Source organism: Streptomyces sp. NPDC050147 (genome assembly GCF_040660195.1).
GTDB lineage: Bacteria > Actinomycetota > Actinomycetes > Streptomycetales > Streptomycetaceae > Streptomyces.
In genome coordinates, this window is record NZ_JBFALJ010000029.1 from 1 (window position 1) to 22,328 (window position 22,328).

Consider the following 22,328-nt stretch of genomic DNA (forward strand, 5'->3'; position numbering starts at 1 on the left):
ATGCCGATCGGGAAGACGACCGAGAAGCTGCCGAAGCCCTTCTGCTCGGCGAGCTCGCGCACGGCCGCGTACGACCCCGCGAAACCGATGCCGGCAATGACCACCGCACCGGCGACGACCACACCGATCAGAATCCGCTGCATTCTGCTTAAGACAACAGGCGCCTCTTCCCACGCCACTCACATACGGCCCCTCACCCTCACCACTTCCACCTCAAAAGCAAATCACATCCGCACACCACGAGCCAGCAACTTGAAACAGCAAAACACCCTCGTGAACCTCAACCAGGCCTGCCTGACACGCCCTTGATGTAGACCCGGAGCAGCCTCAGCACACCTCCGCCCCAGACTTCTCCGGCGCGAACGCAAAGTATGCGGCGCCCGCAGCACCCGGCAGCGGCCGCGCCCTCCATGCACACATCTGGGACTGCGAACTTCACGCCGAACACCGCAGCAGCCAACTGCGGGCCTCCGGACCGCGTGGGCGCGCCACGTCCGACCAAGCTCTCGCCGTCAGATACCTCCGTAAGGCCGTTGCGCGACAGCAGCGGTCGACTGCCGAAGGCGCGTGCATGAGCACGAAGAAGAAGCCTTACGAGCGCGAGCTGTGCTACCAGCGTCATCGCACTGGCGAGCCGTGCGCCCGCTGCGCTCGGATCAAGCCGAGCACGACGCGCTGGCCCATCGGGCCGGTCTGCCAGGTCTGCTGTACCCCCGTACTTTGATCATCGACAACGCCCTGGCCGCTCCCGAAGAGGCCGCGCAGCGCGTGCGCAGCCGTCTGCGTTCCCTCGCCCGTCACGGCCAGCCGGCGGCGTGGGACGAGGAAGACGACGGGGGTGAGGGCTGGGACGAGGACGGCGAGGAGGACGAGGAGCTCACCGCGCGGACGGCTGCGGTGCTGCGGGTGGCGCTCGAGGAGCTGTCCGAGCGGGCCGGAGTGAGTTGTCGATCACGACTGTAGCGGGGCGGTCGTCGACGTCACGGTTGAGCGAAGTTCCCACCCGGCGTCGGGGCTGGCCTCGCGCAACCCAGATCAGCCGCCCACTTGACGCCCATTCACCCAGGTATGCCGCAACCGAATCCTCTGGCAGTGACTCGGGCGACTTCGGCGAGTTCTACTCCACTACGGTCGAGCAGACGTTCAACAGTGTCCGCCGGATGCGAGTGGAGAGATCGAGTTGCCTGAAAAGTGTGACGGCGTTCGGGCCGTGCGCGCACTGCCCCTGGCCTCCGCGGCCGCCGACGCACTCAGGGCCTGGAGTGGGCAGGAGGACACCACCCTGGATCTGTGCGGTCTCGACGCGTCCGGCACCGACCTCACCGGCGCCGACCTGGCGCTGGGGCTGTTCATCGAGACCCGCCTCGAGGACGTGGTCCTGACCGGCACCTGCCTGTACCGCGCTGATCTGGGATACGCCGTCCTGGACCGCGCCGGGCTCGGCCGAGCCTGCCTGGTCAAGGCAGTGCTGGATAGGGCGAGCCTGCGAGGCGCTGTGCTGTCCGAGGCGAACCTAGGGGGCGCCGACCTCTTCGAGACCGACGCCCGTGGGGCTTGCTTCCGATCTGCGCGGCTCGATGGTGCTGCGCTTCTGGGTGCGCGAATGGAAGGGGCTGATCTGACCGGTGCGACGGTGCAAAGGACGTCCTTCAAGGTGCTTCTGGACGAGCACACGAGGGTGGAGGGCCTCACCGGCAGCGTGTACGGGCCCGCGCGCATCATGGCCAACGGGTCGCGCCAGGAGCTGGCGGGGCGTGCACTTCAACGGTGGCTGAATCAGCAGGGCGCCACGGTGGAAGTCCTCAACTCCGCGCCGGACACCACCACGTACTACGCGAAGGTCGGCGAGGGATACCCGCGCAGCCGTCCTGCGGGGATCGTGCGCCGCAGCACGGAGGACGGCCTCGCCTCGGATCACGCGTTCACCCGAAACCTGCGCTGGGAACCCACCGAGTATCTGCGCCTGTACTGGCTGGGGCACAACGACACCGACCACGTCGAGATCAGCGAGGCTGAGGCTGCGGCGTTCATCGCACGGCTCACCAAGAACCCTCCGCCCTGACAGCCTTCCCAGCACCGGCTCGGGACCGGCGCGCGCAAGGCATACAAGAAGGTCGAGAGCGCCGGCAACGGCGAGGCGCCTGGATATAGGTGTTAGCTACAGCCTCCAGGGCCGCGGCCACTATCCGCCTCGCGCCCTCGCGGACGATGTCGTCGATCAGGGAACCGTCTCGGTCGTTCCATCGGCATTCACTACGCTCAGCACGGGCGTGCCTTCCCGACCGACAGTGCAACGTCGGCCTACTCAATGACCAGAAGTCGATCACTCGGGAAGGTACGCCCTGCGCTTCCAACCCGAGGCCGATCCAGGGGTCATGAGCATTGCTCGGCGGCGGCAACATGATCGAGTCGGTGAGTTTCGAGCGGACGACGTGCGCGGCGATGCCGCACATGGTGGAGGCGGGCACCGGGAACGTCTCGGGCGTCGTCGGCCTCCTCGCGGCCATCGACTGGCTGCGCGGCTTCGACCAGCAGGCTGTGGCGGCGTACGAGCAGGCGCTGAAGTCGTACGCGCGGACGGCCATGGCGAGCGTGCCGGGGGTCGAAGTCATCGGCTCGGCCGCCGAGCGGATCGCGGTCCTGACGTTCACGCTCGCGGGCCCCGATCCGGCGCCGGTGGCTGACTGGCTCGACCGGGACGGGATCGCGGTGCGCGCGGGCCACCACTGCGCGCAGCCCGCGCTCGCCCACTACGGTCTGGAGTCCGCCGCCCGCGCCTCCCTCGCCCTGTACAACACCTCCGGCGAGGTGGACCAGTTGATGGCGTCCCTGCGGCGCCTCCAGGAGGCCGGTTCCCGGCGCCGGCGAGGGTTAGCCGGGAGGGCGGCCGCGGTCCGGTTCGGGGCCCGGGGTCGTCAGCGCGTCGGGCGGCGGCTCCGGGTCCTGAGGTGGAACACGATCAGACCGATGACGGCGAAGGCCGCCGCCCACATCAAGCCGAAGCCGAGATAGCGCCACATGACGGTGTCGCCGAGCGAGCCGCCGACGGAGAACTGCATCGGCCCGAAGGACGGGAAGTACTGCAGGGCCGGCTTGTTGGCGGCCGGGTTGCCGAGCGGGTTCTGCAGGAACGTGTCCGTGAGGCCGCCCATGATGATCAGGAAGAAACCCTCCAGATCGTTCTTGACCAGGACGCCGAGGAGCAGCCCAAGCGAGCCGTAGGTCAGCGTCATGGCGACGAACCCGGCGAGGATGGTCGCCCAGCCGGTGAATCCCGGGCGCCAGTAAATCAGCAGCGCGAGGGAGGTGTAGAGCGCGATGGTGCCCGCGACGATGGCGATGGCGAGCATCTTGGCGCCGATGAGGGTGGACTGGCTGAACCCGGCGAAGGCGAGGCGCTTGTCGAAGTTCAGGGCCTTGCGGACTGCGTCGAAGACGACGAAGCCGGAGATCATCGTCAGGGAGTTCATCCCCGCGGTGATCAGCGTGACGTGCTTGCCGTCGACGCTCAGGAGCTCACCGGTCGCGTAGAGCTTGAACTCCAGGTCCTTGTCGCCCGCGATCGAGGTCATCAGGAGATACCAGAGCGGTACGAACACGACCAGGAGCAGCGCGGCGAGGCGGTTGCGGCTCTGCTCGCGCACGGAGAACCCGAGCGCGGTCGGGAACTGGCCGTACAGCGGGGTGCTCGCGGCACTCCGGGTGCTGGGTGTGCCCTTGAGGGCCTCAGGCGCCGACATTGCTGTGCTCCTTCGCTGCCGCCGCCGTACGCGGTGTGAGTCGGCCCTCGACGAGGTCGGCGAGCACGTCGAACCGCTCCTGCTCGAAGACGAGGTGGGTGATGACGACGACTGCCTTGTCCCGCTCGTGCAGCTGGTCGACCAGGTCCCAGAAGCGCAGATACGTCTCCCAGTCGAAGCCCTGGTACGGCTCGTCGAGCAGCAGGACGTCCGGGTCGTGCAGCAGCGCGAGGGTCAGGTTGAGCTTCTGCCGGGTGCCGCCGGAGAGGTCGCTCGCGGCGGTCTCGCGGTACTTCTCGTAGCCGAGCATGCCCACCAGTTCGTCGGCGCGGTCAAGGCTGTGGAGCTTGTGGGCGGCGGCGAAGTACTGGAGGTGCTGGTCCACGGTGAGGTTGAGGTTGAGGACCGGGTCCTGCGGGCAGTAACCGAGCTTGCCGCCGAGGCGGACCTCGCCGCTGTCGACGGCCAGGGTGCCCGCGATCGCCTTCAGAAGGGTGGACTTGCCCGAGCCGTTCTCACCGACCACGGCGACCAGTTGGCCCGGTTCGACGGTGAGGTCCGCTCCCCGCAGGACCTGGTGTTTGCCGAACGCCTTGTGGATGTCCCTGGCGGCGAGTGCGGGCTGTGGCCTTGGAGTCATGCCTGGCCTCCTACTGCTTCGGGTTCCTGTGCTGCTTCCGGTGCTTGGTGCGATGCCTGTTCCGGCGCTTCTTCCGGTGCTTCCGGGGCTTCCGGTGCTTCCGGTGCTTCCGGTGCTTCCGGTACTGCCGGGGGTATCTCCGGTGCCGGGGCGGCGTCCGCGTTCAGGCCGCCCGCGTAGATGCTCAGGAGTTCGGGTCCGAGGCGGGCGAGACCGGCAGCGGACAGCGGGTCGACGCCGAGGACAGCGGTCAACTGATCGCGGAGCAGGAACACCGAGAGGTCGTTGACCAGCAACAGCGCCGCGCGCACCTGCGGGTCCTTGCCCCGTTTCGCGGCGCCGGCGTCGGCGAGGGCGTCCAAGGTCTGTCGGCTCACGGCGTACAGGCGGCGGAACAGGCCGCGGCCCCCGTCCGTGTCCGAGAGCAGGAGCATGCGCAGATAGCCGGGCAGCGGCGAGCCGACGGGCAGGTGCTGCAGAAAGATCTCACCCAGGGAGCCGGTCGCGGCGCCCGCGTCCTCGAACGAGACCGTGCCGTCGCCGGTCAGCTCGCTCAGCAGGCCTTCGAAGACGGTGAGGACGTACTGGTCGACCTCCTGGCGCAGGTTGTCCTTGGAGCGGAAGTGGTGAACGACCAGCCCCGGCGAGACCCCCGCCGCGGTCGCGATCTGCCGGACGGTGACGGATTCGGGGCCCTGCGCGGCGAACAGTCGCAGGGCCTCGTCTCGGATGACGGCGCGGGTGGTGCGGTCATCGGGCATTGAACGCATGTACAGCATGTTAAACAACTGTTTAGCCCGTTGTCCAGCAGGGCGGAACGCTGGACTCCGCGCGGATCACGCGCCCCCCGCTCCGGCGCGCCAACGCACTCGGGGCGCACCCTTGTCAGCCGTCCGTTGCGGCGCGCTCCGTCATTTCTCCACGAATGATCGAGGGGGTCTCCGGAAATTGATCGGGACACATGTCAGGTAAACCCGCCAGGTGATCGATGGTCGCGGGACAGCGCCCCCTGCGAAAATAGTGCACAGCCGAACAGAGGGGGCCGAGGGCGCCATGGAGGGGAGCAAGGAGCCAATGGGAATCCCGAATCCGTGTGTTCTCTCCCCTTTGAGCGACGAGTGCTGCCCTTTGCTGCCCAGTGATGTCGATTGCTGCACCGGGGGAACATCATGCACATCAATGTCCTGGGGCCCGTTTCCGTGGCCGCGGACGGAATGCGCCACGGAATCCAGTCCAACAAGGTACGGACCATGCTGGCCACGCTCGCGCTCGACGCGGGCCGGGCGGTCTCGCACGCGGACCTCGCCGACGAGCTGTGGGCGGGCCAGCCGCTCGGCAACGCGCGCAACGCGCTCCAGGCGCACGCCACCCGCCTGCGCAAGGCGTTGGACGGCCACCGTCCGCAACAGCGCGGGATGACCGTGCTCCGTGCGGTGCGCGGCGGTTATCTGCTCGACATGCCGCCCGCCTGCGTCGACGGCAATCGCTTCCTCGACCTGGCCACCCGTGGTGCGGCCGCGCTGTCCGTGCAGCCCGAGCGCGCCATCGAGTTGTTACAGGCGGGCCTGGAGCTCTGGCAGGGGCCCGCGCTCCTCGACGCGGGGGACGGGCTGCGCTGCCGGGGCGCGGCCGCGCTCTTCGACGAGCGGCGCCTCACCGTCTGGGAGGACCTCGTCCGCGCCCGGATCGCGGTCGAGGACACCTCACGGGCGGTGGCCGAGCTGCGCCGTCTGGTGGCCCAGCACCCCCTGCGCGAGCGCTTCTGCGAGCTGCTGATGCTCGCCCTGTACCGGACGGGCCGGCAGGCGGAAGCCCTGGAACTCTTCCACGCGACGCGGCGGCGTCTCGACCAGGAACTGGGGGTGCGGCCGGGAATCGTACTGCAGCGGCGGCACACGGAAATCCTTTCGCAGGATCCGGCGCTTTCCCTCTCCACCGCCACATCCACCCCGTGAGTGTTTTTCCCTACCACCGAAACCTTCCGGCATCACCCGGCGTCATCCGTCCCGCTTTCTCCACGCACTCGGAAAGGACTGCCGACCTCATTTCTCCACGCTCCCTCCACACATTGCTTGTCCTTTGAATTGCGTCGTTCTCCGCACGACGGAGTGCGCGATGGCGCAAGCCCGCCGACGACCGCAGGAGCAGCCGCGTGACGACGTTTGATCCGCAAGCCCGCCGGGCCCGGCCCGCGCGGCCGGGGGAACCCATCGCGATCGTCGGGATCACCGAGCTCGATCCGGGCACGCTCGACGACGTCGTCGTCGACGTGGCCCGGTTCGGCATCCCGCCGATGCAGGCCAAGTCCATGAACCGGATGCAGCTCCTCATGCTGGAGGCGGCACGGCGGTGCCTCGCCGACGCGGGCCACCCGGGACGGCCGCTGCCCGCCGAGCGCACCGATGTCATCACCGGCATGTGCTTCGCCCTGGACCGGCAGCACGCCAACGCCCTGCGCGTCGAACTGCCACGGTACGCACGCGAGGTGGAGCGCGCCGCGGCCGCCGCGGGCGCGGAGCCGGACAGCGCGGCGCGCGCCGCCGACGAACTGCGCGCGATCCTCACGCGACGGCTCGGCGGCTCGCCGCACGACCGGGTCGGCGAGATGGCGAGCACCATCCCCGCACGGATCGCCGCGGCCTTCAAGCTGCGCGGCCGCACCCTCGCCGTCGAATCGGCGGAGGCCACGTCGTTCGTGGCCCTCGCGCAGGCGGTCCGGCAGTTGCGCGCGGAAGTGTCCGACGCGGTCCTCGTGCTCGCGGGGCAGCGCCGCGAAAGCCCTTACGTGGCGCGGGCGTTGGCCGCGAAGCTGCGCGGGGGCCCGGACGTAGGCGGTCCGGAGCGGCCCGGTGGCGAAGGGCCGCCCGCGCTGCCGCTCACCGAAGGCGTCGGCGCCGTCCTCCTCAAGCGGCTCCCGGACGCCGTCCGTGACGGGGACCGCGTCTACGCCACGATCCTCGACTGCACGCTCCGCCACGATCCGCTGCCCGGCTGCTTCCGGCCGTCGCGCTCCACCGCGCTGCGGCGGCTCGCGGCGGAGGACTCGCTACGGGCGGCGGGTGCCGACGCGGACACCGTGCAGTACGTGGAGCGGGTGGAGTCCGCGCTCGGGCCCGGCGTCGACGCCGGTCACCCTTCCTTGGCCGCCGATTCCCCCTCCGTGGACGTGGGCCGCCCTTCCGTGGACGACGGCTGCCCTTCCGTGGGCGTCGGCCGCGGCTTCGCCGGCCCGGTCCTCGGCACCGGTGACGGCCGCGCGTTCGCCCACGCGGGGCTCGCCGCTCTCACCAAGGTCGCGTCCGCGCTGCATGCCCGGAGGTATCCGGTTCCGGGCGGGCCTGTCGCCGCGTCCCCCGGTACGCGTACGGGGACACCCTGGACGGCGGGCGTGCGGGCCGGTGTGCCACGGCGGGCCGTGGTCCACGGGGCGTCGCTGACCGGGACGTTCTGCCATCTCGTACTGGAGGAACACCCGGGTGCGGAGACGGGCCCCGCAGGCGCGGTGCCTGCGGGCGGGGTGCCCGGCGGCACCACGTCCGTGGGCCGGGCCCCCGCCCCGGTCCCTGGGCGCACCGGGCGCACCGCGCCGGGACGCCCCCGTGCCCGGCGCGCCCGAGCCGCCACGCGTGCCGTGCCGATCGCGGTGGTCGGGCTCGGTGGGCGGTTCGCAGGGGCCGACGACGCGGCCGGGTTCTGGCGTGTCGTGCGATCGGGCCGCACCCGCATCGCGCCCGTGCCGGACAGCGTCCTCGACCGGAAGCTGTACCACTCCCCCGGCGCCCTCAGCCTCACCCACACCTATACCGACCGCGGCGGCCATGTGCCGGTGCCCGCCGCGCCGCCGGAGGACCCGGCGGTGCTGCCGCCGCGGTACGCGGTGCTCGACGGCGCGCAGCAGCTCGCGCTCACCGTCGCCGCGGAGCTCTTCGCGCCCCGCCGCACCCGGGGGCGGCCCACCGGGCGCGGCATCGTCGCCGTCGGCGGCACCCTCGGGCCGACACGGGAGCGGCGCGCCCACACCGCCCTCGTCCTCGGCGGCCTCGACGACACGGTCACAGGCCTCGCGGCGCTCCGGGGCCTGTCCGCGCTGCAACACAAGAAGCTCCTCGATCGACTGCGGGAACGGACCGGCCAGACCGGCCAGAGCAGAGGGGACGAGCACGGCGACGCCCTCGCTCCCGCGCTCCTCGACGGCTGTCTGGCCAGCGGCGTCGCCGCGCTGCTCGCGAACGAGTACGAGCTCGAAGCGGTGCCGCTCGCCGTGGAGGCCGCCTGCGCGTCCTCGCTCGCCGCACTCGACATCGCCGTCGGCGAGCTGCGCGCGGGCACCGCGGACTACGCCGTCGCGGGCGGCGTCGAACTCGCCTGCACCGTACGGGACATGGTGCTGTGCTCGGCGCTCGGTCTCCTCTCGCACAGCACGAACGCACCGTTCGACGCCGCGGCGGACGGGTTCACCCCCGGTGACGGCTGCGGTCTCTTCCTGCTCAAGCGGTACGACGACGCGCGCCGCGACGGCGACCCGATCCACGGTGTGATCCGGGCCGTCGGCGCGTCCAACGACGCCAAGTCCCTCATCGCTCCGGACGTCGACGGCCAGGTGCGCGCCATGCAACGTGCCTTCGCGCAGGTCGACTTCGAGCCCTGCACCGTCGACTATCTGGAAGCGCACGGCACCGGCACCAAGGTCGGTGACCGCGTCGAGATCGCCGCTGCGGCCCGGCTCTACGCGGGCGGGCCTCGGGCCGAACCCCTGCGGATCGGCTCCGCGAAGTCGTTCTTCGGCCACACCTTCGCGGCGGCCGGCAGCGCCGGGCTGCTGCGCACCCTGCTCGCCCTGCGGGCAGCGACGCTGCCGCCCAACACCTTGCTGCGGACGCTCAATCCGGCACTGGGCCTCGCCGCCATCCCGGCCGAGATCCTCACCAGGCCCGAGCCATGGGCCCGGCCACCCGGCAGGCCGCGGCGCGCGGCGGTCAGCTCCTTCGGCACCGGCGGCATCAACTACCACGTCCTCGTCGAGGAGCACCCCGACGTCCGCGACGTTCGTGACGACCGCGACGAAGTCCAGGAAGAGGAGGTCCGGCCGCGATGACCCGCACCCACAGCACCACCACCGAGGCCGAGACGCAGGACATGTGCCGCGCGGTGGAGCAGTTCGCCCGGCGTCATCTTGGCGAACCGCCGCAGCCTTCCGATCACGCGGAGTTCCGGCGGCGCTGGCTGCTCGCGGGCAGGCAGGGCCTTGTCGGCAGTGTCGTACCGGAGCGCTACGGCGGCACTGGCCTGGACGCCGTGGCGGCGACCGCCGTCCTGGAGGCGCTGGGCCACGGCACGCCCGACACCGGGTTCGCGTTCTCCGTCGCCGCGCACCTGTTCGCCGCCGTGATGCCGATCGTGGAGTTCGGCACCGAGGAGCAGAAGCGGCGCTGGCTGCCCGCGCTCTGCTCGGGTGAGCGGATCGCCGCGCACGGCATCACGGAGCCGGAGGCCGGTTCGGACACCCTGGCCCTGCGGACGCGGGCGGTGCGCGAGGGCGACCACTACGTCCTGGACGGAGCCAAGGCATTTACGACGAACGCCCCCGTGGCGGACGTCCTTGTGGTGCAGGCGGCGACGGCGCCCGGCGGGGGCTTCTTCGGGCTCACTGCGTTCGTCGTCGACGCGGACACACCGGGGCTCACTGTCGGGCCCCCGTACGACAAGGTGGGTCTTCGCGGCTCGCCGACGGCGGATGTGCGGCTCGACGGGTGTGTGGTGCCCGCGGACCGTGTCCTGGGCGCCGAGGGCGCGGGGGCCAGTGTCTTCGCCGGGTCCATGAAGTGGGAGCGCACCTGTCTGTTCGCGGCGTACCTGGGCGCGATGCGACGGGTGGTGGAGTCCACCGTCGACCATGTGCGCGAGCGCGAGCAGTTCGGTGTGCCCATCGGGGGTTTCCAGGCGGTGAGCCATCGCGTCGTCGACATGGTTCTCGCCCTGGAGTCGGCGCGGCTTCTCCTGCACAAGGCGGCACGGGGGCTCGCGCGGGGCAGCGAGGACGAGGTCGCGCCCGCCCTCGCGAAGCTCGCCGTGAGCGAGGCGGCCGTACGGATCGGGCTCGACGCCGTCCAGCTACGGGGCGCGCTCGGCATTCTGACGGGTGGTGACGCCGAGACCCTGCTGCGGGACGCGCTGCCCGCGCGCATCTTCTCCGGGACCAACGAGATCCAGAAGAACAACATCGCCCGCGCGCTCGGTCTCGGCGGTAGCCGCCCCACGAACCGCCGCCGCGCCTCCACCCCGAAAGACCGTGCCTCCACCCCGACCGGCCGCGACTCCGCCCCAACCAGCTGATGGGATGTCACCCACCATGTCCTCCACCGCTCGCAAGCCCCCCGCCGCCCCGACCGTCATCGTGCACCGCATCCGCCTGCGCGAGGGCGTGGCACCGGAGCGCTTCGAGTCCTGGGTCCGTGACGTCGACTACGCGACGTGCCCGCAACTGCCGGGTGTCGTGGCGTTCGCGGTGTTGCGCGTACCCGACGCCGAAGCCGCGTCGCCCGGCGAGTACTTCGAGATCATCGAGGTGACCGGCCGGGAGGATTTCGAACACGATATGCAAAGCGAGCCATTCCGTCGACTGGTTGCCGATTTCGAGAAGATGGCCGTGGTGGTGGCCGAGTCGACCGGCGAGCGTGTGGGTTCCGGATACCGATCCCGCTGATGTTGCGAACCGAGAAACCGGGCGGTCGGAACAGGCCGCGGAAACGGCGGTGAATAAAGTCCAACCGTCCCGGCCGGGAACGGCCCCTTTCATCCTTCTTGGCCACGGAATTCAGCGGCCCGCCCGATGGCCGCCATTAATCCTGTTTCATAGGCAATGGCGACTGCCTGGGCGCGTGTGCTCACGCCCATCTTGCGGAGCACATGGTGAACATGGGATCTGACGGTCGCGAGGGACACCGAGAGTTCCTCGGCGACTTCCGCATTCGACTTGCCCTGCGCGAGCAGCACGATCACCTCGGACTCGCGCGGGGTGAGCTCCGCCGCCATCTCCGCCGAGCGGCTCGTCCAACCCTGCCGCTCGGGCAGCCGCTGCAGGCTGCGCCGGGCGGCGGCCGGCATCACCATGGTGGCGCCCGCGCTCACCGTACGGAGCACGTGAATCAGGTCGTCGGCCGAGGAGTCCGGGGCGAGGACCGCTCTGACGCCAATACACAGGGCCTCGACGCAGCGGTGCGCGGACTCGGCCTTGGCGATCAGGATGATCTTCGTCATGGCGGCGAGCTTCGCGAGCTCGCGTTTGTCGTCCAGGCCGAGCGCCGGGGCCACCACGATCATGACGTGGGGTGCCATCTCCGCGACGGCCGCCGCGGATTCACGGCCGGTGGCATAGCCCGTGACCTCGATGTCCGGCTGCTGATCGAGCAGCGCACGCATCGCCGCGGACATGATCGACTCATCGCAGCACACCAGGACACGGATCTTCATGGGTCGCCGCCTCACCGCATCCCGTCCGGCAGCGTCCCGCCGCCGCACCGGTCGCACCGGTCCGCACCTTCCGTCACGGCAGCACACCGGGGCAGACCGGCCGCACCGGCCCGGCGGTGACTTCCGGACGGTGCCTCTTGCAGCAGTTCCCCATCTCGCCGCCCCCTGTTGAATGACACGACCATGCGCCTTCGGATACCCCTCGTCGCTGCTGCCCGTAAACGAGTCCGTCGCGTGTTCGATTTGCGCTTTACACTGCCCCTCCTTCGCTCTGCCGACGTATCGGGGCAGACGTGCGGGCGCGGAATATTCCGTCCACTCTGCAACAGTATGCGGGTGCAACTGGTCTCGGGGCGAGGGTTAATAAAATAAGCATGAGAATGGCTCGAAACGGCGCGGAGCAAAAGTCAGATCGAGCGTATGGGTGCGCCTGCGGAGCGCCGCGGGGAGCGCGGGAACTCGGTGGTGGGCCACCCCAGACGGCTCACGAAGAAGGCGCGCCCAGGAATATCAAGGCGCGACTGGAAGGCGGCCCGCACGTCGTCGTGCTGGAGTACGACACTCACGGGGTGCAGGACGAGCCCGACCCGGGTCGCACACAGCCAGTAATCGGCCAGTCGCGCTCCGCCCTGTATGGCGTCCTCGACCGTCGGCGGGCCCCCGGCGGTCGGTGTGCCCCCGGCGTTCGGCTCGCTCCGGGTGAAGCTCATCGCGACGACGGCAGGGGTGGGCCGTACGGCGTGCGCGAGCCTGCGGGCGAGCAGGCGGTCGTAGCCGGCATGGCTGAGCAGTCGCATCGTCGTCGGGGCAAGGGCCACGCGCAGGGCCTGCCGACGCGGCCACGGCAGTGGCCCGAAGAGCTGGTCGAGGGCGAACCCGTCACCGCGCGCGGTGGCCGCCGCAGCGGTGGGCCGCAGATAGGCGTGGGTCTCGCGCCAGGCCGCGCGGTGGCTGAAGTCGCGGCCCCCATAACGCGCCACCAGGTCCGCGAACGCCGCGCGGTCGGCGCCGGATGTCAAGTGCCGTACGCCGACCTCGGCGCCGCGGGCCGCGCCGCGGCCCGACGGGGTCGCCAGGCCGTCCAGGAGGGCGGGGCGGACCGGGTGGGGGCGGTAGGGGGCCCGGTTGGTGCGGCGCGCCCTCGCGGCGGTGCGCAGGGCCGCCAGCTCCCCGGCCCCCTCCGCCGTCCCGGCCGTGGACCGCAGCCGCGCGACGCACAGGGCCGCCCAGGTGCGGGGCCAGTCGGTGCCGGGCAGCCGTAAGCCGGTCACCGGCTCGCCCTCCGCGGGGCCCGCCGCGAAGCGCAGGGCGTCCACGGTCCAGCCCTGGGCGTCGAGGGCCCGCAGCAGGAACTGCCCGTACAGGCCGCAGCTCAGCAGCATCTCGACGGCGTGGGCGGGCAGCGCGCGCAGACCGCGGTCCCGGTCGAGCCCGAGTACGAGGTACTGACACGTTCCCTCGGCGCCCTCTCCTCCGGGCGGTTCGCCGCCGCCCTCCTCCAGCAGCCGCGCCGCCGCCGTCCGCGACTCGGGGCCGCGTGCCCACGCGAGCGCCCAGGGCTGGCAGTTGTGCGACGAGGGACTGAGCACGGCGATCCGGGCCGCCGTGTCCAGGGCGTCGGCGAACCGGACGGTTTCGGCGGGGGCGGAGCGGGGGGCCCGGTTCGTGGTCATCGTCGTGTTCTCCTCAACTCCACACGAGGGCGAGGGAGTAGCCGTCGACCTCTTTGGCCCAGCTGTCCAGGCGGGCGGCGTTCGCGGTGGGGGCGTAGCGGCGCAGTCCGGGGCCCGGGCGCCAGGAGAAGCGGCCGTCGGCGCGCCAGGCGGTGAGTTCGACATCCCGGGTGTCGACGCGCAGGCCGAAGCCGAAGTGTTTGAGCACGGCCTCCTTGCAGGCCCAGCGCAGCGAGAGCGGCATGGTGGCGAGCAGAGGGCAGCCGGAGGCGGTCGGGGTCAGGAGCTCGGCGAGCGCCCGGGGCACCTGGCGGGTGCGTTCCAGGTCGATGCCGAGTGTACGGGGGCCGCAGGCGGCCACGGCCAGGTCGCCTGAGTGGGTGAGGCCGACCTCCACCGGCGCGTTCACCGTGGGCTTGCCCGCCCTGATGCCCCGGGGCACCGTGTCCACGCGCACGTCCCTGGTGGGGACGTGCGCGCCGTCGTGGCGGCGCAGATACGCGCTGACGCCGTGCTTGAGGGCGAGGCGCCCGGCCGTCCACTCCACGCGCCGCTTGGGTACGGGGAGTTCGGCGGCCCGGGCCGCCTCGTCGGCGGACAGGTGCCTGGCCCGGATCGCGGTGCGGTCCGCTTCGTCGCGGGCCCGCATCCAGGCGATGGACACCACGGCCAGGGTCAGGGGGCCGCGGACATGGGTTATTCGCAGCGGGCGGGCGGGGTCGAGGGTCACGCCGTCGTCGAGAGCGGGCGCCGCGGTACGCGCGAGGAGGGCCATGGGCTCAGCGGTCCACCGGGGGCGGAAGCAGGAAGGGGTAGGGCTTGCGCCGCACGGTGCGGTGCCAGAACCGGTCGACGGCGCGCAGCCGCTGGATCAGCTCCCACATCCGGGCGTCGCCCCGGTAGTACGCGGCGACCTCGTCGGCGGTGAGCGGCTTCTCCAGGCGGGCGTTGGCCTGTTCGAGGAAGGCGGGAATCAGGGCGTCGAGGCGTTCCTTGTGGAGGTTGCCGAGGAAGTCGAGCAGTACGCCGCGCGTCTCGTAGAACTTGTCGAAGACCGACTTGGTCATGGAGACGCGTACGGCGTCGCGCAAGATCCACGGCAGCGAGGTGAAGAAGAGCCGCACGTCGAGGCGTTCGCGGCCGCGGGCGTCACGCATCAGCGGCGTGGTGACGTCCAGGTAGGTCAGCTCGCCGCCCATGTCCATCCAGTTGGAGGCCTGCGCGTCGAGGCCGAGGCCGGGGTGTACGGCGGCGTCGACGCCGTCGAGGAAGCGGGCGAAGAAGTTCTTCGCCCAGGTCTCGTCCCGGGTGTGGAGCAGCCGCGAACACAGCCGCTCATGCGGGAGTTCGCGCTGCACGCAGTAGGCGATGACGCGCCCGCCGGGCCCCCGGGTGTGCCACACCTCGGTGGGGGCCACGGTGAGGCCGCGTTCGGTCAGGAGGCGCAAGTACTCGTCGAGGGAGTGGCGGTAGCGGTCGAAGCGGTCCTGGCCGGGGAAGGCGGGCAGCCGTTTGCAGGCGAAGGACCCCTCGGGGGTGCGGAGCCGCAGGACGAGGGTGATCTCACCGTAGCCCAGCACGTCGAGGGCGTCGCGGGCGCTGTGGGCGCTGTGGGCGCTGTGGGCGCCGCGGTGGTCGTCGGGGGCGCGCAGGGCGTCCTGAACCTGTGTCTCCAGGCGCGCCAGAGCGGTGTGCGGGACCGTGAAGGTCATGGGGTGCCTAACTCTCGGCGCGGGTCGTTCCGGTGGCCGGCGGCCCAGGGCCGCCTCACGCCGCGGTCACCACGAGCACGGCGTTCTGGCCCCCGAAGCCGAAGGAGTTGCTGACGGCGGCGTCGAGCCGTCGCTCGCGCGGGGCGCCCGCGACGATGTCCAGTTCGACGTCGGGGCCCTGGTGGCACAGGTTGGCGGTCGGCGGCACCCTGCCGTGCTGTACGGCGAGCACGGTGAGCGCCGCCTCGATGGCGCCCGCGGCACCCAGGGTGTGGCCGAGCACGCCCTTGGTGGAGGTGACCGCGGGGCCCGCGCCCAGGAACTTGCGAAGGACCGCTGCCTCGGCCGCGTCGTTGAGCGGTGTGGACGTGCCGTGCGCGTTCACATGGTCGACCTCGTCCGGCATGACGCCCGCCCGCGCGAGCGCCGTACGCAGCGCCAGGAGCACTCCGGTGCCCCGCGGGTCCGGTGCCGTCATGTGGTGGGCGTCGGCCGACGCGCCGTACCCGGCGATGCGGGCCCGTACGGTGGCGCCGCGCGCGCGGGCGTCGGCCGCCCGTTCGAGGACGAGCATGCCGCTGCCCTCGCCGATGACGAATCCGTCCCGGTCCCGATCGAAGGGGCGGGAGGCGGCGGCGGGTTCGCCGGTCCGCCGCGAGAGGGCGCCCATCTGCGCGAAGCCGGACACCATCAGCGGGGTCACACCGGCCTCGCCGCCACCCGCGACCACCACGTCGCAACTGCCGTCGCGGAGCAGGGCGAGCGCCGTGCCGACGGCGGTGGCGCCGGAAGCGCAGGCCGTGGCCGTCACCAGGTTGGGTCCTGTCGCGCCCAGGTCCATGGCGAGGTGTCCGGCGACCATGTTCGGCACCAGCATGGGGATCAGGAGGGCCGAGACCGCCTGCGGTCCTTCGTCGAGCATGCGGCGGTGCTGCGTCTCCCAGGTGGCGACGCCGCCGAGGCCGCAGCCCACGACGACGCCCACCCGGGCCCCGTCCCACGTACGCGGATCGAGCCCGCTGTCCGCGACGGCCTCGCGCGCGGCGGCCAGCGACAGCTGGATGAACCGATCGTGCGCCAGGGCGCTGCGCCGGCCGACGTGCTCGCGGGCGGAGAAGCCCGGCACGGTGCAGGAGATGTCGACGGGGAGCCCCGCGAGGCGCGGGTCCCTCGCGGCGGTGGAGCGGCCCGCGCACACCCCCGCCCAGGTGGCGTCCACACCGATGCCCGCTGCCGTGACAAGGCCGAGGCCGGTGACGGCGATGGCGGCGGTGCTCTCGGTGGCGGCGGTGTCGGGCTTGTCGGCGACGGGCGGTGCCGCGTCATCGCCGACGGCCGCGCCCGGTTCCTTCCGGATGGCCCTGCCGTACCTCGTGCTCATCGAATGCGCCCCACCTCTCCGGTCGCTTGAGGTCGAGTCTGCGGGCCGTGCCTGACCGGTCACGCCGCCGGACGCTGACCGATGGCTGACCACACGGGCTTCGAGGAGGGCCGCGGCGGCGCTCCCGGCCCGATCAGCGTGCCGTCAGCGAGCCGTCAGCTTCCGTGACCGTGTCCTGTCAGCCCGCCCCGCGACACTCGATGTGTACCGCACGGTTGCACCGCGATGCCTCCGACACCGCGGCACGCACCCGGGCCGCGCCCGGGCCGCCGCCATCCGAGCCGTAAGCCGGCAACCAGCAACCGCTCAGCACCACTACACCAGCGTCCTGCCATCCGGGAGACCGAGGAGCACGCGTGACCGCACCCCCACCGAGTCAGCCGCCACCGCAGCGAGCCGCGGTCCTCAGCGGGGTCGGCGGCTGTCTGCCGCCGACCGTCGTCAGCAACGACGAGCTCGCCGCGCGTCTCGACAGCTCCGACGCGTGGATCCGGTCCCGCACCGGCATCCGGCAGCGGTACTTCGCCGCACCCGGCACCGCCACCTCCGACCTGGCCGTCGGCGCCGGCGCCAAGGCCCTCAAGTCGTCCGGCACGCCCGTCGTGGACGCCGTGCTGCTCGCCACCACCACGCCGGACCGGCCGTGCCCGGGGACCGCGCCCGCCGTCGCGGCGCGCCTCGGCCTGACCGGCACCGCCGCCTTCGACGTGTCCGCGGTCTGTACGGGCTTCGTGTACGCCCTCGCCACCGCGGCCGGTCTGATCGCCACCGGTTCCGCCGACCGTGTCCTGGTGATCGGCGCGGAGACGTTCTCCACGCTGCTCGACCCCGGGGACCGGTCCACCGCGGTGATCTTCGGTGACGGCGCGGGCGCTGTGGTCCTGCGCGCCGGCGACCCCGCGGAGCCGGGCGCGCTCGGACCGTTCGACCTGGGCAGCGACGGCGGCAGGGAGGACCTGATCACGGTGCCCGCGGGCGGGTCGCGGCAGCGTCTTTCGGGCGTACCGCCGCGGCCGGCGGACCGCTACTTCGCCATGGACGGCAAGGAGGTGTTCCGGCACGCGGTGCAGCGCATGTCCGCGTCGGCGCGGGCGGTCCTGGACCGCGCCGGATGGGCGCCGGAGGACGTCGACCACCTGGTCGGACACCAGGCCAATCTGCGCATCACCAACCATGTGGCCGACGAGGTCGGCATCCCGCGGCCGCGCTGCTTCAGCAACATCGCCGACGTCGGCAACACCGCGGCCGCGTCCATCCCCCTCGCCCTTGACCAGGCCCACAACGACGGCGTCCTGCGGTCGGGCGGACGGGTGCTGCTCACCGCGTTCGGCGGCGGGCTCACCTGGGGGTCGACGGTGCTGACCTGGCCGCGGCTCGACCGCGGCTGAGGACTCGACCGCCATCCGAGGACTCGACCGGCGGCTGCGGACCGCAGCCGGGGCCGGTCGCGCGACAGAGCAGAAGGAGAACCGCATGAGCCAGACACGTAGGACGAGCGAGACGAGCGAGACGTACGGCAGGCTGGTCGATCTGCTGGTCGACCGGTTCGAGGTGGACCGCGCGGAGGTCGCCCCGGACACCAGGTTCGAGGACCTCGACATGGACTCGCTGTTCCTGGTCGAGCTGCTCCTCGTCATCCAGTCCGAGTTCAAGGTCGACATCGGTGAGGACGCGGCGACCCCGGGCGACACGGTCGCGGCGGTCGCCGCACTCATCGAGGGCCGGCGCCCCCTCGCGAGCCCGGGCGCCGGTGCGGCGTCGGCCGCCGGAGACCGGGCGTAGGGCGGCCATGACCACCGAAGAGTCGATCATCAACTACATCGCCGACGTCTGGCTCGACGGCGACACCGAAGGCCTCGACGCCCAACTCCCCATCGCCGACCTGAACATCATCGACTCGGCCGGGATCTTCGACCTGGTGCACTACTTGCAGAGCGACTTCCGCGTCACCGTTCCGCTGCAGGAGATCTCCCCGGCGAACTTCCGGACCGTCGACTCGATCGCCGCACTCGTCGAACGGCTGCGGGCCAAAGGAGAGAGCGTGCGATGACCGACGTCACGGACACCACGGCCCCACCCGTAACCGACCCCCATGTCTCCCACGGCCACGACGGCGCCGCCGTGCAGCGGCAGATCGTGGACATCGTGGCCTCGCGGACCCTGTACGACGAGTCGTACCTGCTGCCCGACAGCCACTTCGAGGCCGAGCTCGGCATCGACTCCGTGATCCATGAGTCGATCCTCGCCCTGGTGCGGGAACGCTTCGCGCTCGCCGCGCCGCTGCCCGCGGGCCTGGCGACCATCGGTGAACTGACCGCCGCCGTGCGGGCCGCGCTCCCGGGCCCCCGCCCCGAGCCGAACGGCCCGCCCGCACCGGCCGCACACGACGACGACCCCCTCGTCGAAGCCGTCCTCCGCGCCGCCATGCACCACACGCAGTACCGGCGCGACCAACTGGCCCTCGACGCCGACTTCGAGGGCGAGCTCGGCGTCGACTCCGTGGTCCTCGTGTCGATCGTGGCCGACTGCGCCCGCGAACTCGGCCTGCCCGACAACCTCGCGGGCACGCTCACCGCGCCGACACTGCGCGATCTGATCTCCGCACTGCGCGATCACATCTCCGCGACGGCCGCAGGGGAGCAGCGGCCCGCGGACGAGGGGACGCCCTGGGACAGCCGGTCCATGAAGGACTTCGTGGAGGAGCGTGACGGCGACCTCTTCGCCAAGACCCGCAGCTTCCGTTCCCATCTGCGTGGCCGCGAGGCCGAACGCCTCTACTGGTATGGCATGCCGCTGCACTCCCGCTGCGGCAGCCGCGCGGTCATCCTGGACGAACACACCGGCCGCAAGCGCGAGTTCCTGATGTTCGCCTCCAACAACTACCTCGGGGTCGCCAACCACCCGAAGGTGATCGAGGCAGTCTGCGACGCCACCCGCACCTTCGGCGCGACACACACAGGATCGCGTTTCATCGGCGGCACGAACATGCTGCACAAGGAGCTGGAACGGCGCCTCGCCGCGTTCAAGGGCCGGCCGGCCTGCATCGTCTTCCCGGGTGGGTACGCAGCCAACCTCGGCACCATCTCCGCCCTCGTCAAGAGCTACGACACGCTGGTCGTCGACAAGCTCAACCATATGAGCATCGTCGACGGCGCCCGCCTCGCGGGCTCCGCCCGCAAGATCTACCAGCACAACGACATGGCGGACCTGGAGCGCATCCTCAAGCGCTGCGACGACCGCGGCACCGGCAAACTCATCGTCGCCGACGGCGTGTTCAGCATGCACGGCGACATCTGCGACCTGCCCGAGATCGTCAGGCTCGGCCGTGACTACGGCGCCCGCGTCATGATCGACGACGCGCACGCCACGGGTGTGCTCGGCGAGCGCGGCTCGGGCACGGCCGAGCACTTCGGCCTCAAGGGTGAGGTCGATCTGGAGCTCGGCACCATGAGCAAGTCCCTGGCAGGCATGGGCGGTTTCGTCGTCGGCGAGGAGGAGGTCGTCGAGTACCTGCGGTACTACGCCAGTTCGTACGTGTTCGCCGCCAACATCCCCGCCGGGGTCGCCGCCGGGCTCATCGCCTCCCTCGACGTCATCGAGGCGGAGCCGGAGCGGCTCGTCCGGCTCTGGTCCAACATCCGCTTCCTGCACCGGCAGCTCGCTGACGCGGGCTTCGACCTGGAGAACACCGAGAGCGCCATCCTGCCGCTCGTCATCGGCGACGAGCGCAGGGCCCTGGAGATGGGCAGGGCCGTACGGGCCCGCGGCCTGTTCTGCCAGACGGTGGTGTTCCCCGGGGTGCCTCTCGGTGACGCGCGGCTGCGGGTCAGTGTGACCTGCGAACACACCAGGGAGGACCTGGAGACGGCCGCGGGCGTCTTCGTCGAGGCCGCCCGCGAGACCGGCGTCCTGCCGTCGGCCGGGTGAGCGCGATGACCTTCCCTACGCGGGACCTGTTCCGGTCCACCCCCGCCACCACTCCCCCTGGCCCCTCCGATCTCCCCGCTCCCTCCGAGCAGGCCCGGTCCGCCCGCACCTCACTGTCCGATGTCGCGCTCATCCGCAAGCCGTGGCCGCAGGACGCCGGGCAGTCGGCGCGGCCCGCCTTCGTGGGGCCCGGCGCCTGCACGTACGGCGAGCTTGCCGCGGAGGTCGCCGCGGTCGCCTCGGGGCTGCTCGGGCTCGGCGCCGAGGTCGGCGACCGGGTGGCGATCTGGGCGGACAAGCAGCCGCGCTACGCGCAGGCGGTCCTCGCCGCGCTGCACGTGGGCTGCGCGTATGTGCCGCTGGACGGCGGGCAGCCGGTGGCGCGGGTGCGGACGATCCTGGCGGACGCCGAACCCGTCGTACTCGTCACGGACAGCCGACGCCTGGCCGCCCTCGCCGACCGCCCGCTCCCCGCGTCGGTTCGGGCGGTCGTGCTCACGGACGACGAGCCACCGCGCCCGGGCGGCGGCCAGGACGCGTCCCGGCGCCCGGCTCCGTTCGGCGGGGCGTCTCGCGCGCCCGCCGTGCACGGTTGGTCCGCGTTCACCTCGAACGCCGCGGGCCACGTCGTCCTGCTGCCGTCACTGGAGCGCGACGACCTGGCCGCGCTCTTGTACACATCGGGGTCGACAGGAACCCCCAAGGGTGTCCGCATCTCGTACCGCAATCTCGCGTGCTTCATCCGGTGGGCGCGCGACGAGCTCGACGTCGGGCCCGGCGACGTGTTCGCGGGCCACGCCTCTTTCAACTTCGACCTGTCGACCTTCGACCTGTTCACGGCCCTGTCGGCGGGCGCGAGCCTGTGGATCGTGCCGGACGCGGCGACCCGGGACGTGGGCGCGCTCGCCGCGGGCATCCGCGAACACGGCGTCAGCGTCTGGTACTCGGTGCCGTCCGTGCTGCATCTGCTCACGGTCTCGGACGCGCTCACCGCGGACGCCGCCCGGAGCCTGCGGTACGTCCTGTTCGCGGGCGAGGTGTTCCCGATGCCGCAGTTGCGCGCGCTCGCGGCCCGGCTCGCGCCGGACACCGGGCTCTACAACCTGTACGGGCCCACCGAGACGAACGTGTGCACGTACCACCGGGTGCGCCCGGAGGACCTGGCGCGGCACGAGCCCGTGCCCATCGGCACCCCGCTGCCCGGCGCCAAGGTGTCCGTCGTCGACGACGCGGGCCGGGTGCTCACCGGGCCCGACGCGTTCGGGGAACTCGTCGTCGAGGGCGACTGCGTCACCCCCGGATACTGGCGCCGCGAGTCCGAGCCCGCGGCGGCCGGGCACCGCCAGGGCCGCCACGCCACCGGCGACCTGGTGGGCCTCGACGATGGCGCCCTCGTGTACCGGGGCCGCAAGGACCGCATGGTGAAACTGGCCGGGCACCGCGTGGAACTGGGCGAGATCGAGGCGGCCGTGCTGCGGCACCCCGGCATCGCGCACGCCGCGGTCGTCGTCGACAGCGGCACCGGCACCGGCACCGGGAGCAGCGACCTCTCGGGGGTCGCCCTCTACTTCACCCTCAGCGGCAGCACCCCGCGGCCCGGACTCATCGAGCTCAAACGGCACTGCGCGCGCTACCTGCCCCGCTACATGGTGCCGCGCACGGCCACCTGCCTCGACGAGCTGCCGCGCAACGCCAACGGCAAGACCGACTACCAGCGCCTCGGCGGCGCGGCGCCCGCGTCCGCCACCGCCCCGCGCGCCGTGCCCGGCAAGTGACGGAGACGTA

At 71.7% G+C, this 22,328-nt stretch carries 21 protein-coding genes; 12 read left to right on the forward strand and 9 right to left on the reverse strand.

Going from position 1 to position 22,328, the window contains the following annotated elements; translation table 11 throughout:
- A partial coding sequence (locus AB0I94_RS34075; protein WP_363313705.1) for a DUF2637 domain-containing protein occupies positions 1–143 on the reverse strand: 143 nt, incomplete at its 3' end.
- A gap of 493 nt (positions 144–636) precedes the next feature.
- Between AB0I94_RS34075 and AB0I94_RS34080 the strand changes: the two genes are divergently transcribed.
- The 3 genes from AB0I94_RS34080 to AB0I94_RS34090 all read left to right on the forward strand — a co-directional run bounded on the left by AB0I94_RS34080 (position 637) and on the right by AB0I94_RS34090 (position 3,012).
- Positions 637–963 (forward strand): hypothetical protein, encoded by a 327-nt coding sequence (locus tag AB0I94_RS34080; protein ID WP_363313606.1) that lies wholly within the window; start codon positions 637–639, stop codon positions 961–963.
- A 247-nt stretch (positions 964–1,210) separates the two neighbouring features.
- The gene (locus AB0I94_RS34085) at positions 1,211–2,062 is read left to right on the forward strand and encodes a pentapeptide repeat-containing protein (RefSeq protein WP_363313607.1); all 852 of its coding nucleotides are present in this window, start codon (positions 1,211–1,213) and stop codon (positions 2,060–2,062) included.
- A gap of 320 nt (positions 2,063–2,382) precedes the next feature.
- On the forward strand, positions 2,383–3,012 hold the full coding sequence (locus tag AB0I94_RS34090) for an aminotransferase class V-fold PLP-dependent enzyme (RefSeq protein WP_363313608.1): 630 nt from the start codon (positions 2,383–2,385) through the stop codon (positions 3,010–3,012).
- On the opposite strand, the gene AB0I94_RS34095 is transcribed toward AB0I94_RS34090, so the two are convergent.
- From AB0I94_RS34095 to AB0I94_RS34105, 3 genes are read right to left on the reverse strand one after another with little or no spacing between them, the layout of a single operon-like run.
- Complete coding sequence (locus AB0I94_RS34095) at positions 2,916–3,740, reverse strand: hypothetical protein (RefSeq protein ID WP_363313609.1); 825 nt, start codon at positions 3,738–3,740, stop codon at positions 2,916–2,918. The two genes, AB0I94_RS34090 and AB0I94_RS34095, sit on opposite strands and share 97 nt — an antisense overlap.
- Positions 3,727–4,380, reverse strand: coding sequence for an ABC transporter ATP-binding protein (locus AB0I94_RS34100; protein ID WP_363313610.1), 654 nt, complete (start codon positions 4,378–4,380; stop codon positions 3,727–3,729). The genes AB0I94_RS34095 and AB0I94_RS34100 overlap by 14 nt, the downstream gene beginning before the upstream one ends.
- A complete protein-coding gene (locus AB0I94_RS34105) occupies positions 4,377–5,150 on the reverse strand; it encodes a helix-turn-helix domain-containing protein (protein WP_363313611.1) in 774 nt (257 codons plus the stop codon). Before AB0I94_RS34105 ends, AB0I94_RS34100 begins: the two co-directional genes overlap by 4 nt.
- Positions 5,151–5,549: 399 nt before the next feature.
- Between AB0I94_RS34105 and AB0I94_RS34110 the strand changes: the two genes are divergently transcribed.
- The 4 genes from AB0I94_RS34110 to AB0I94_RS34125 all read left to right on the forward strand — a co-directional run bounded on the left by AB0I94_RS34110 (position 5,550) and on the right by AB0I94_RS34125 (position 11,083).
- Complete coding sequence (locus AB0I94_RS34110; RefSeq protein WP_363313612.1) at positions 5,550–6,335, forward strand: AfsR/SARP family transcriptional regulator; 786 nt, start codon at positions 5,550–5,552, stop codon at positions 6,333–6,335.
- Positions 6,336–6,532: 197 nt separating this feature from the next.
- Positions 6,533–9,475, forward strand: a complete 2,943-nt coding sequence (locus AB0I94_RS34115) for a polyketide synthase (protein ID WP_363313614.1) — start codon at positions 6,533–6,535, stop codon at positions 9,473–9,475.
- Entirely contained in the window at positions 9,472–10,713 is a 1,242-nt protein-coding gene (redW, locus tag AB0I94_RS34120) for an L-prolyl-[peptidyl-carrier protein] dehydrogenase (RefSeq protein WP_363313615.1), read from the forward strand. The genes AB0I94_RS34115 and redW overlap by 4 nt, the downstream gene beginning before the upstream one ends.
- Positions 10,714–10,729: 16 nt before the next feature.
- Positions 10,730–11,083, forward strand: a complete 354-nt coding sequence (locus tag AB0I94_RS34125; RefSeq protein ID WP_363313617.1) for a RedY protein — start codon at positions 10,730–10,732, stop codon at positions 11,081–11,083.
- Positions 11,084–11,172: 89 nt separating this feature from the next.
- Here AB0I94_RS34125 and AB0I94_RS34130 read toward each other — a convergent pair whose 3' ends face one another.
- The 5 genes from AB0I94_RS34130 to AB0I94_RS34150 form a co-directional block, all read right to left on the reverse strand.
- Complete coding sequence (locus tag AB0I94_RS34130) at positions 11,173–11,850, reverse strand: response regulator transcription factor (protein ID WP_363313618.1); 678 nt, start codon at positions 11,848–11,850, stop codon at positions 11,173–11,175.
- Between the two features lie 407 nt (positions 11,851–12,257).
- Positions 12,258–13,523 (reverse strand): RedV protein, encoded by a 1,266-nt coding sequence (locus AB0I94_RS34135; protein WP_363313619.1) that lies wholly within the window; start codon positions 13,521–13,523, stop codon positions 12,258–12,260.
- 13 nt (positions 13,524–13,536) lie between these two features.
- Positions 13,537–14,298, reverse strand: a complete 762-nt coding sequence (locus AB0I94_RS34140) for a hypothetical protein (RefSeq protein WP_363313620.1) — start codon at positions 14,296–14,298, stop codon at positions 13,537–13,539.
- A 4-nt stretch (positions 14,299–14,302) separates the two neighbouring features.
- Positions 14,303–15,235 (reverse strand): DUF6206 family protein, encoded by a 933-nt coding sequence (locus AB0I94_RS34145; protein ID WP_363313621.1) that lies wholly within the window; start codon positions 15,233–15,235, stop codon positions 14,303–14,305.
- Between the two features lie 55 nt (positions 15,236–15,290).
- On the reverse strand, positions 15,291–16,616 hold the full coding sequence (locus tag AB0I94_RS34150; protein WP_363313622.1) for a beta-ketoacyl-[acyl-carrier-protein] synthase family protein: 1,326 nt from the start codon (positions 16,614–16,616) through the stop codon (positions 15,291–15,293).
- A 356-nt stretch (positions 16,617–16,972) separates the two neighbouring features.
- Here AB0I94_RS34150 and AB0I94_RS34155 point away from each other — a divergent pair, with 356 nt between their 5' ends.
- The 5 genes from AB0I94_RS34155 (at position 16,973) to AB0I94_RS34175 (ending at position 22,318) form a co-directional block, all read left to right on the forward strand.
- Entirely contained in the window at positions 16,973–18,004 is a 1,032-nt protein-coding gene (locus AB0I94_RS34155; protein WP_363313623.1) for a beta-ketoacyl-ACP synthase III, read from the forward strand.
- Between the two features lie 85 nt (positions 18,005–18,089).
- The gene (locus AB0I94_RS34160) at positions 18,090–18,398 is read left to right on the forward strand and encodes a phosphopantetheine-binding protein (protein WP_363313624.1); all 309 of its coding nucleotides are present in this window, start codon (positions 18,090–18,092) and stop codon (positions 18,396–18,398) included.
- A 7-nt stretch (positions 18,399–18,405) separates the two neighbouring features.
- Positions 18,406–18,666: an acyl carrier protein gene (locus tag AB0I94_RS34165; protein WP_363313625.1), complete on the forward strand. Its 261-nt coding sequence runs from the start codon at positions 18,406–18,408 to the stop codon at positions 18,664–18,666.
- A complete protein-coding gene (locus AB0I94_RS34170; protein ID WP_363313626.1) occupies positions 18,663–20,543 on the forward strand; it encodes an aminotransferase class I/II-fold pyridoxal phosphate-dependent enzyme in 1,881 nt (626 codons plus the stop codon). The genes AB0I94_RS34165 and AB0I94_RS34170 overlap by 4 nt, the downstream gene beginning before the upstream one ends.
- A gap of 5 nt (positions 20,544–20,548) precedes the next feature.
- Positions 20,549–22,318 carry an amino acid adenylation domain-containing protein gene (locus AB0I94_RS34175; protein ID WP_363313627.1) on the forward strand — a complete coding sequence of 590 codons (1,770 nt, stop codon included), beginning with the start codon at positions 20,549–20,551 and terminating at the stop codon, positions 22,316–22,318.
- The last annotated feature ends 10 nt before the right edge of the window (positions 22,319–22,328 follow it).

Coding starts and splice junctions, on each gene's coding strand:
- AB0I94_RS34095 (WP_363313609.1), bottom strand. CDS start 3,740: ATGTCGGCGCCTGAGGCCCTCAAGGGCACACCCAGCACCCGGAGTGCC.
- AB0I94_RS34100 (WP_363313610.1), bottom strand. CDS start 4,380: ATGACTCCAAGGCCACAGCCCGCACTCGCCGCCAGGGACATCCACAAG.
- AB0I94_RS34105 (WP_363313611.1), bottom strand. CDS start 5,150: ATGCGTTCAATGCCCGATGACCGCACCACCCGCGCCGTCATCCGAGAC.
- AB0I94_RS34110 (WP_363313612.1), top strand. CDS start 5,550: ATGCACATCAATGTCCTGGGGCCCGTTTCCGTGGCCGCGGACGGAATG.
- redW (WP_363313615.1), top strand. CDS start 9,472: ATGACCCGCACCCACAGCACCACCACCGAGGCCGAGACGCAGGACATG.
- AB0I94_RS34125 (WP_363313617.1), top strand. CDS start 10,730: ATGTCCTCCACCGCTCGCAAGCCCCCCGCCGCCCCGACCGTCATCGTG.
- AB0I94_RS34130 (WP_363313618.1), bottom strand. CDS start 11,850: ATGAAGATCCGTGTCCTGGTGTGCTGCGATGAGTCGATCATGTCCGCG.
- AB0I94_RS34135 (WP_363313619.1), bottom strand. CDS start 13,523: ATGACCACGAACCGGGCCCCCCGCTCCGCCCCCGCCGAAACCGTCCGG.
- AB0I94_RS34140 (WP_363313620.1), bottom strand. CDS start 14,298: ATGGCCCTCCTCGCGCGTACCGCGGCGCCCGCTCTCGACGACGGCGTG.
- AB0I94_RS34145 (WP_363313621.1), bottom strand. CDS start 15,235: ATGACCTTCACGGTCCCGCACACCGCTCTGGCGCGCCTGGAGACACAG.
- AB0I94_RS34150 (WP_363313622.1), bottom strand. CDS start 16,616: ATGAGCACGAGGTACGGCAGGGCCATCCGGAAGGAACCGGGCGCGGCC.
- AB0I94_RS34160 (WP_363313624.1), top strand. CDS start 18,090: ATGAGCCAGACACGTAGGACGAGCGAGACGAGCGAGACGTACGGCAGG.
- AB0I94_RS34165 (WP_363313625.1), top strand. CDS start 18,406: ATGACCACCGAAGAGTCGATCATCAACTACATCGCCGACGTCTGGCTC.
- AB0I94_RS34170 (WP_363313626.1), top strand. CDS start 18,663: ATGACCGACGTCACGGACACCACGGCCCCACCCGTAACCGACCCCCAT.
- AB0I94_RS34175 (WP_363313627.1), top strand. CDS start 20,549: ATGACCTTCCCTACGCGGGACCTGTTCCGGTCCACCCCCGCCACCACT.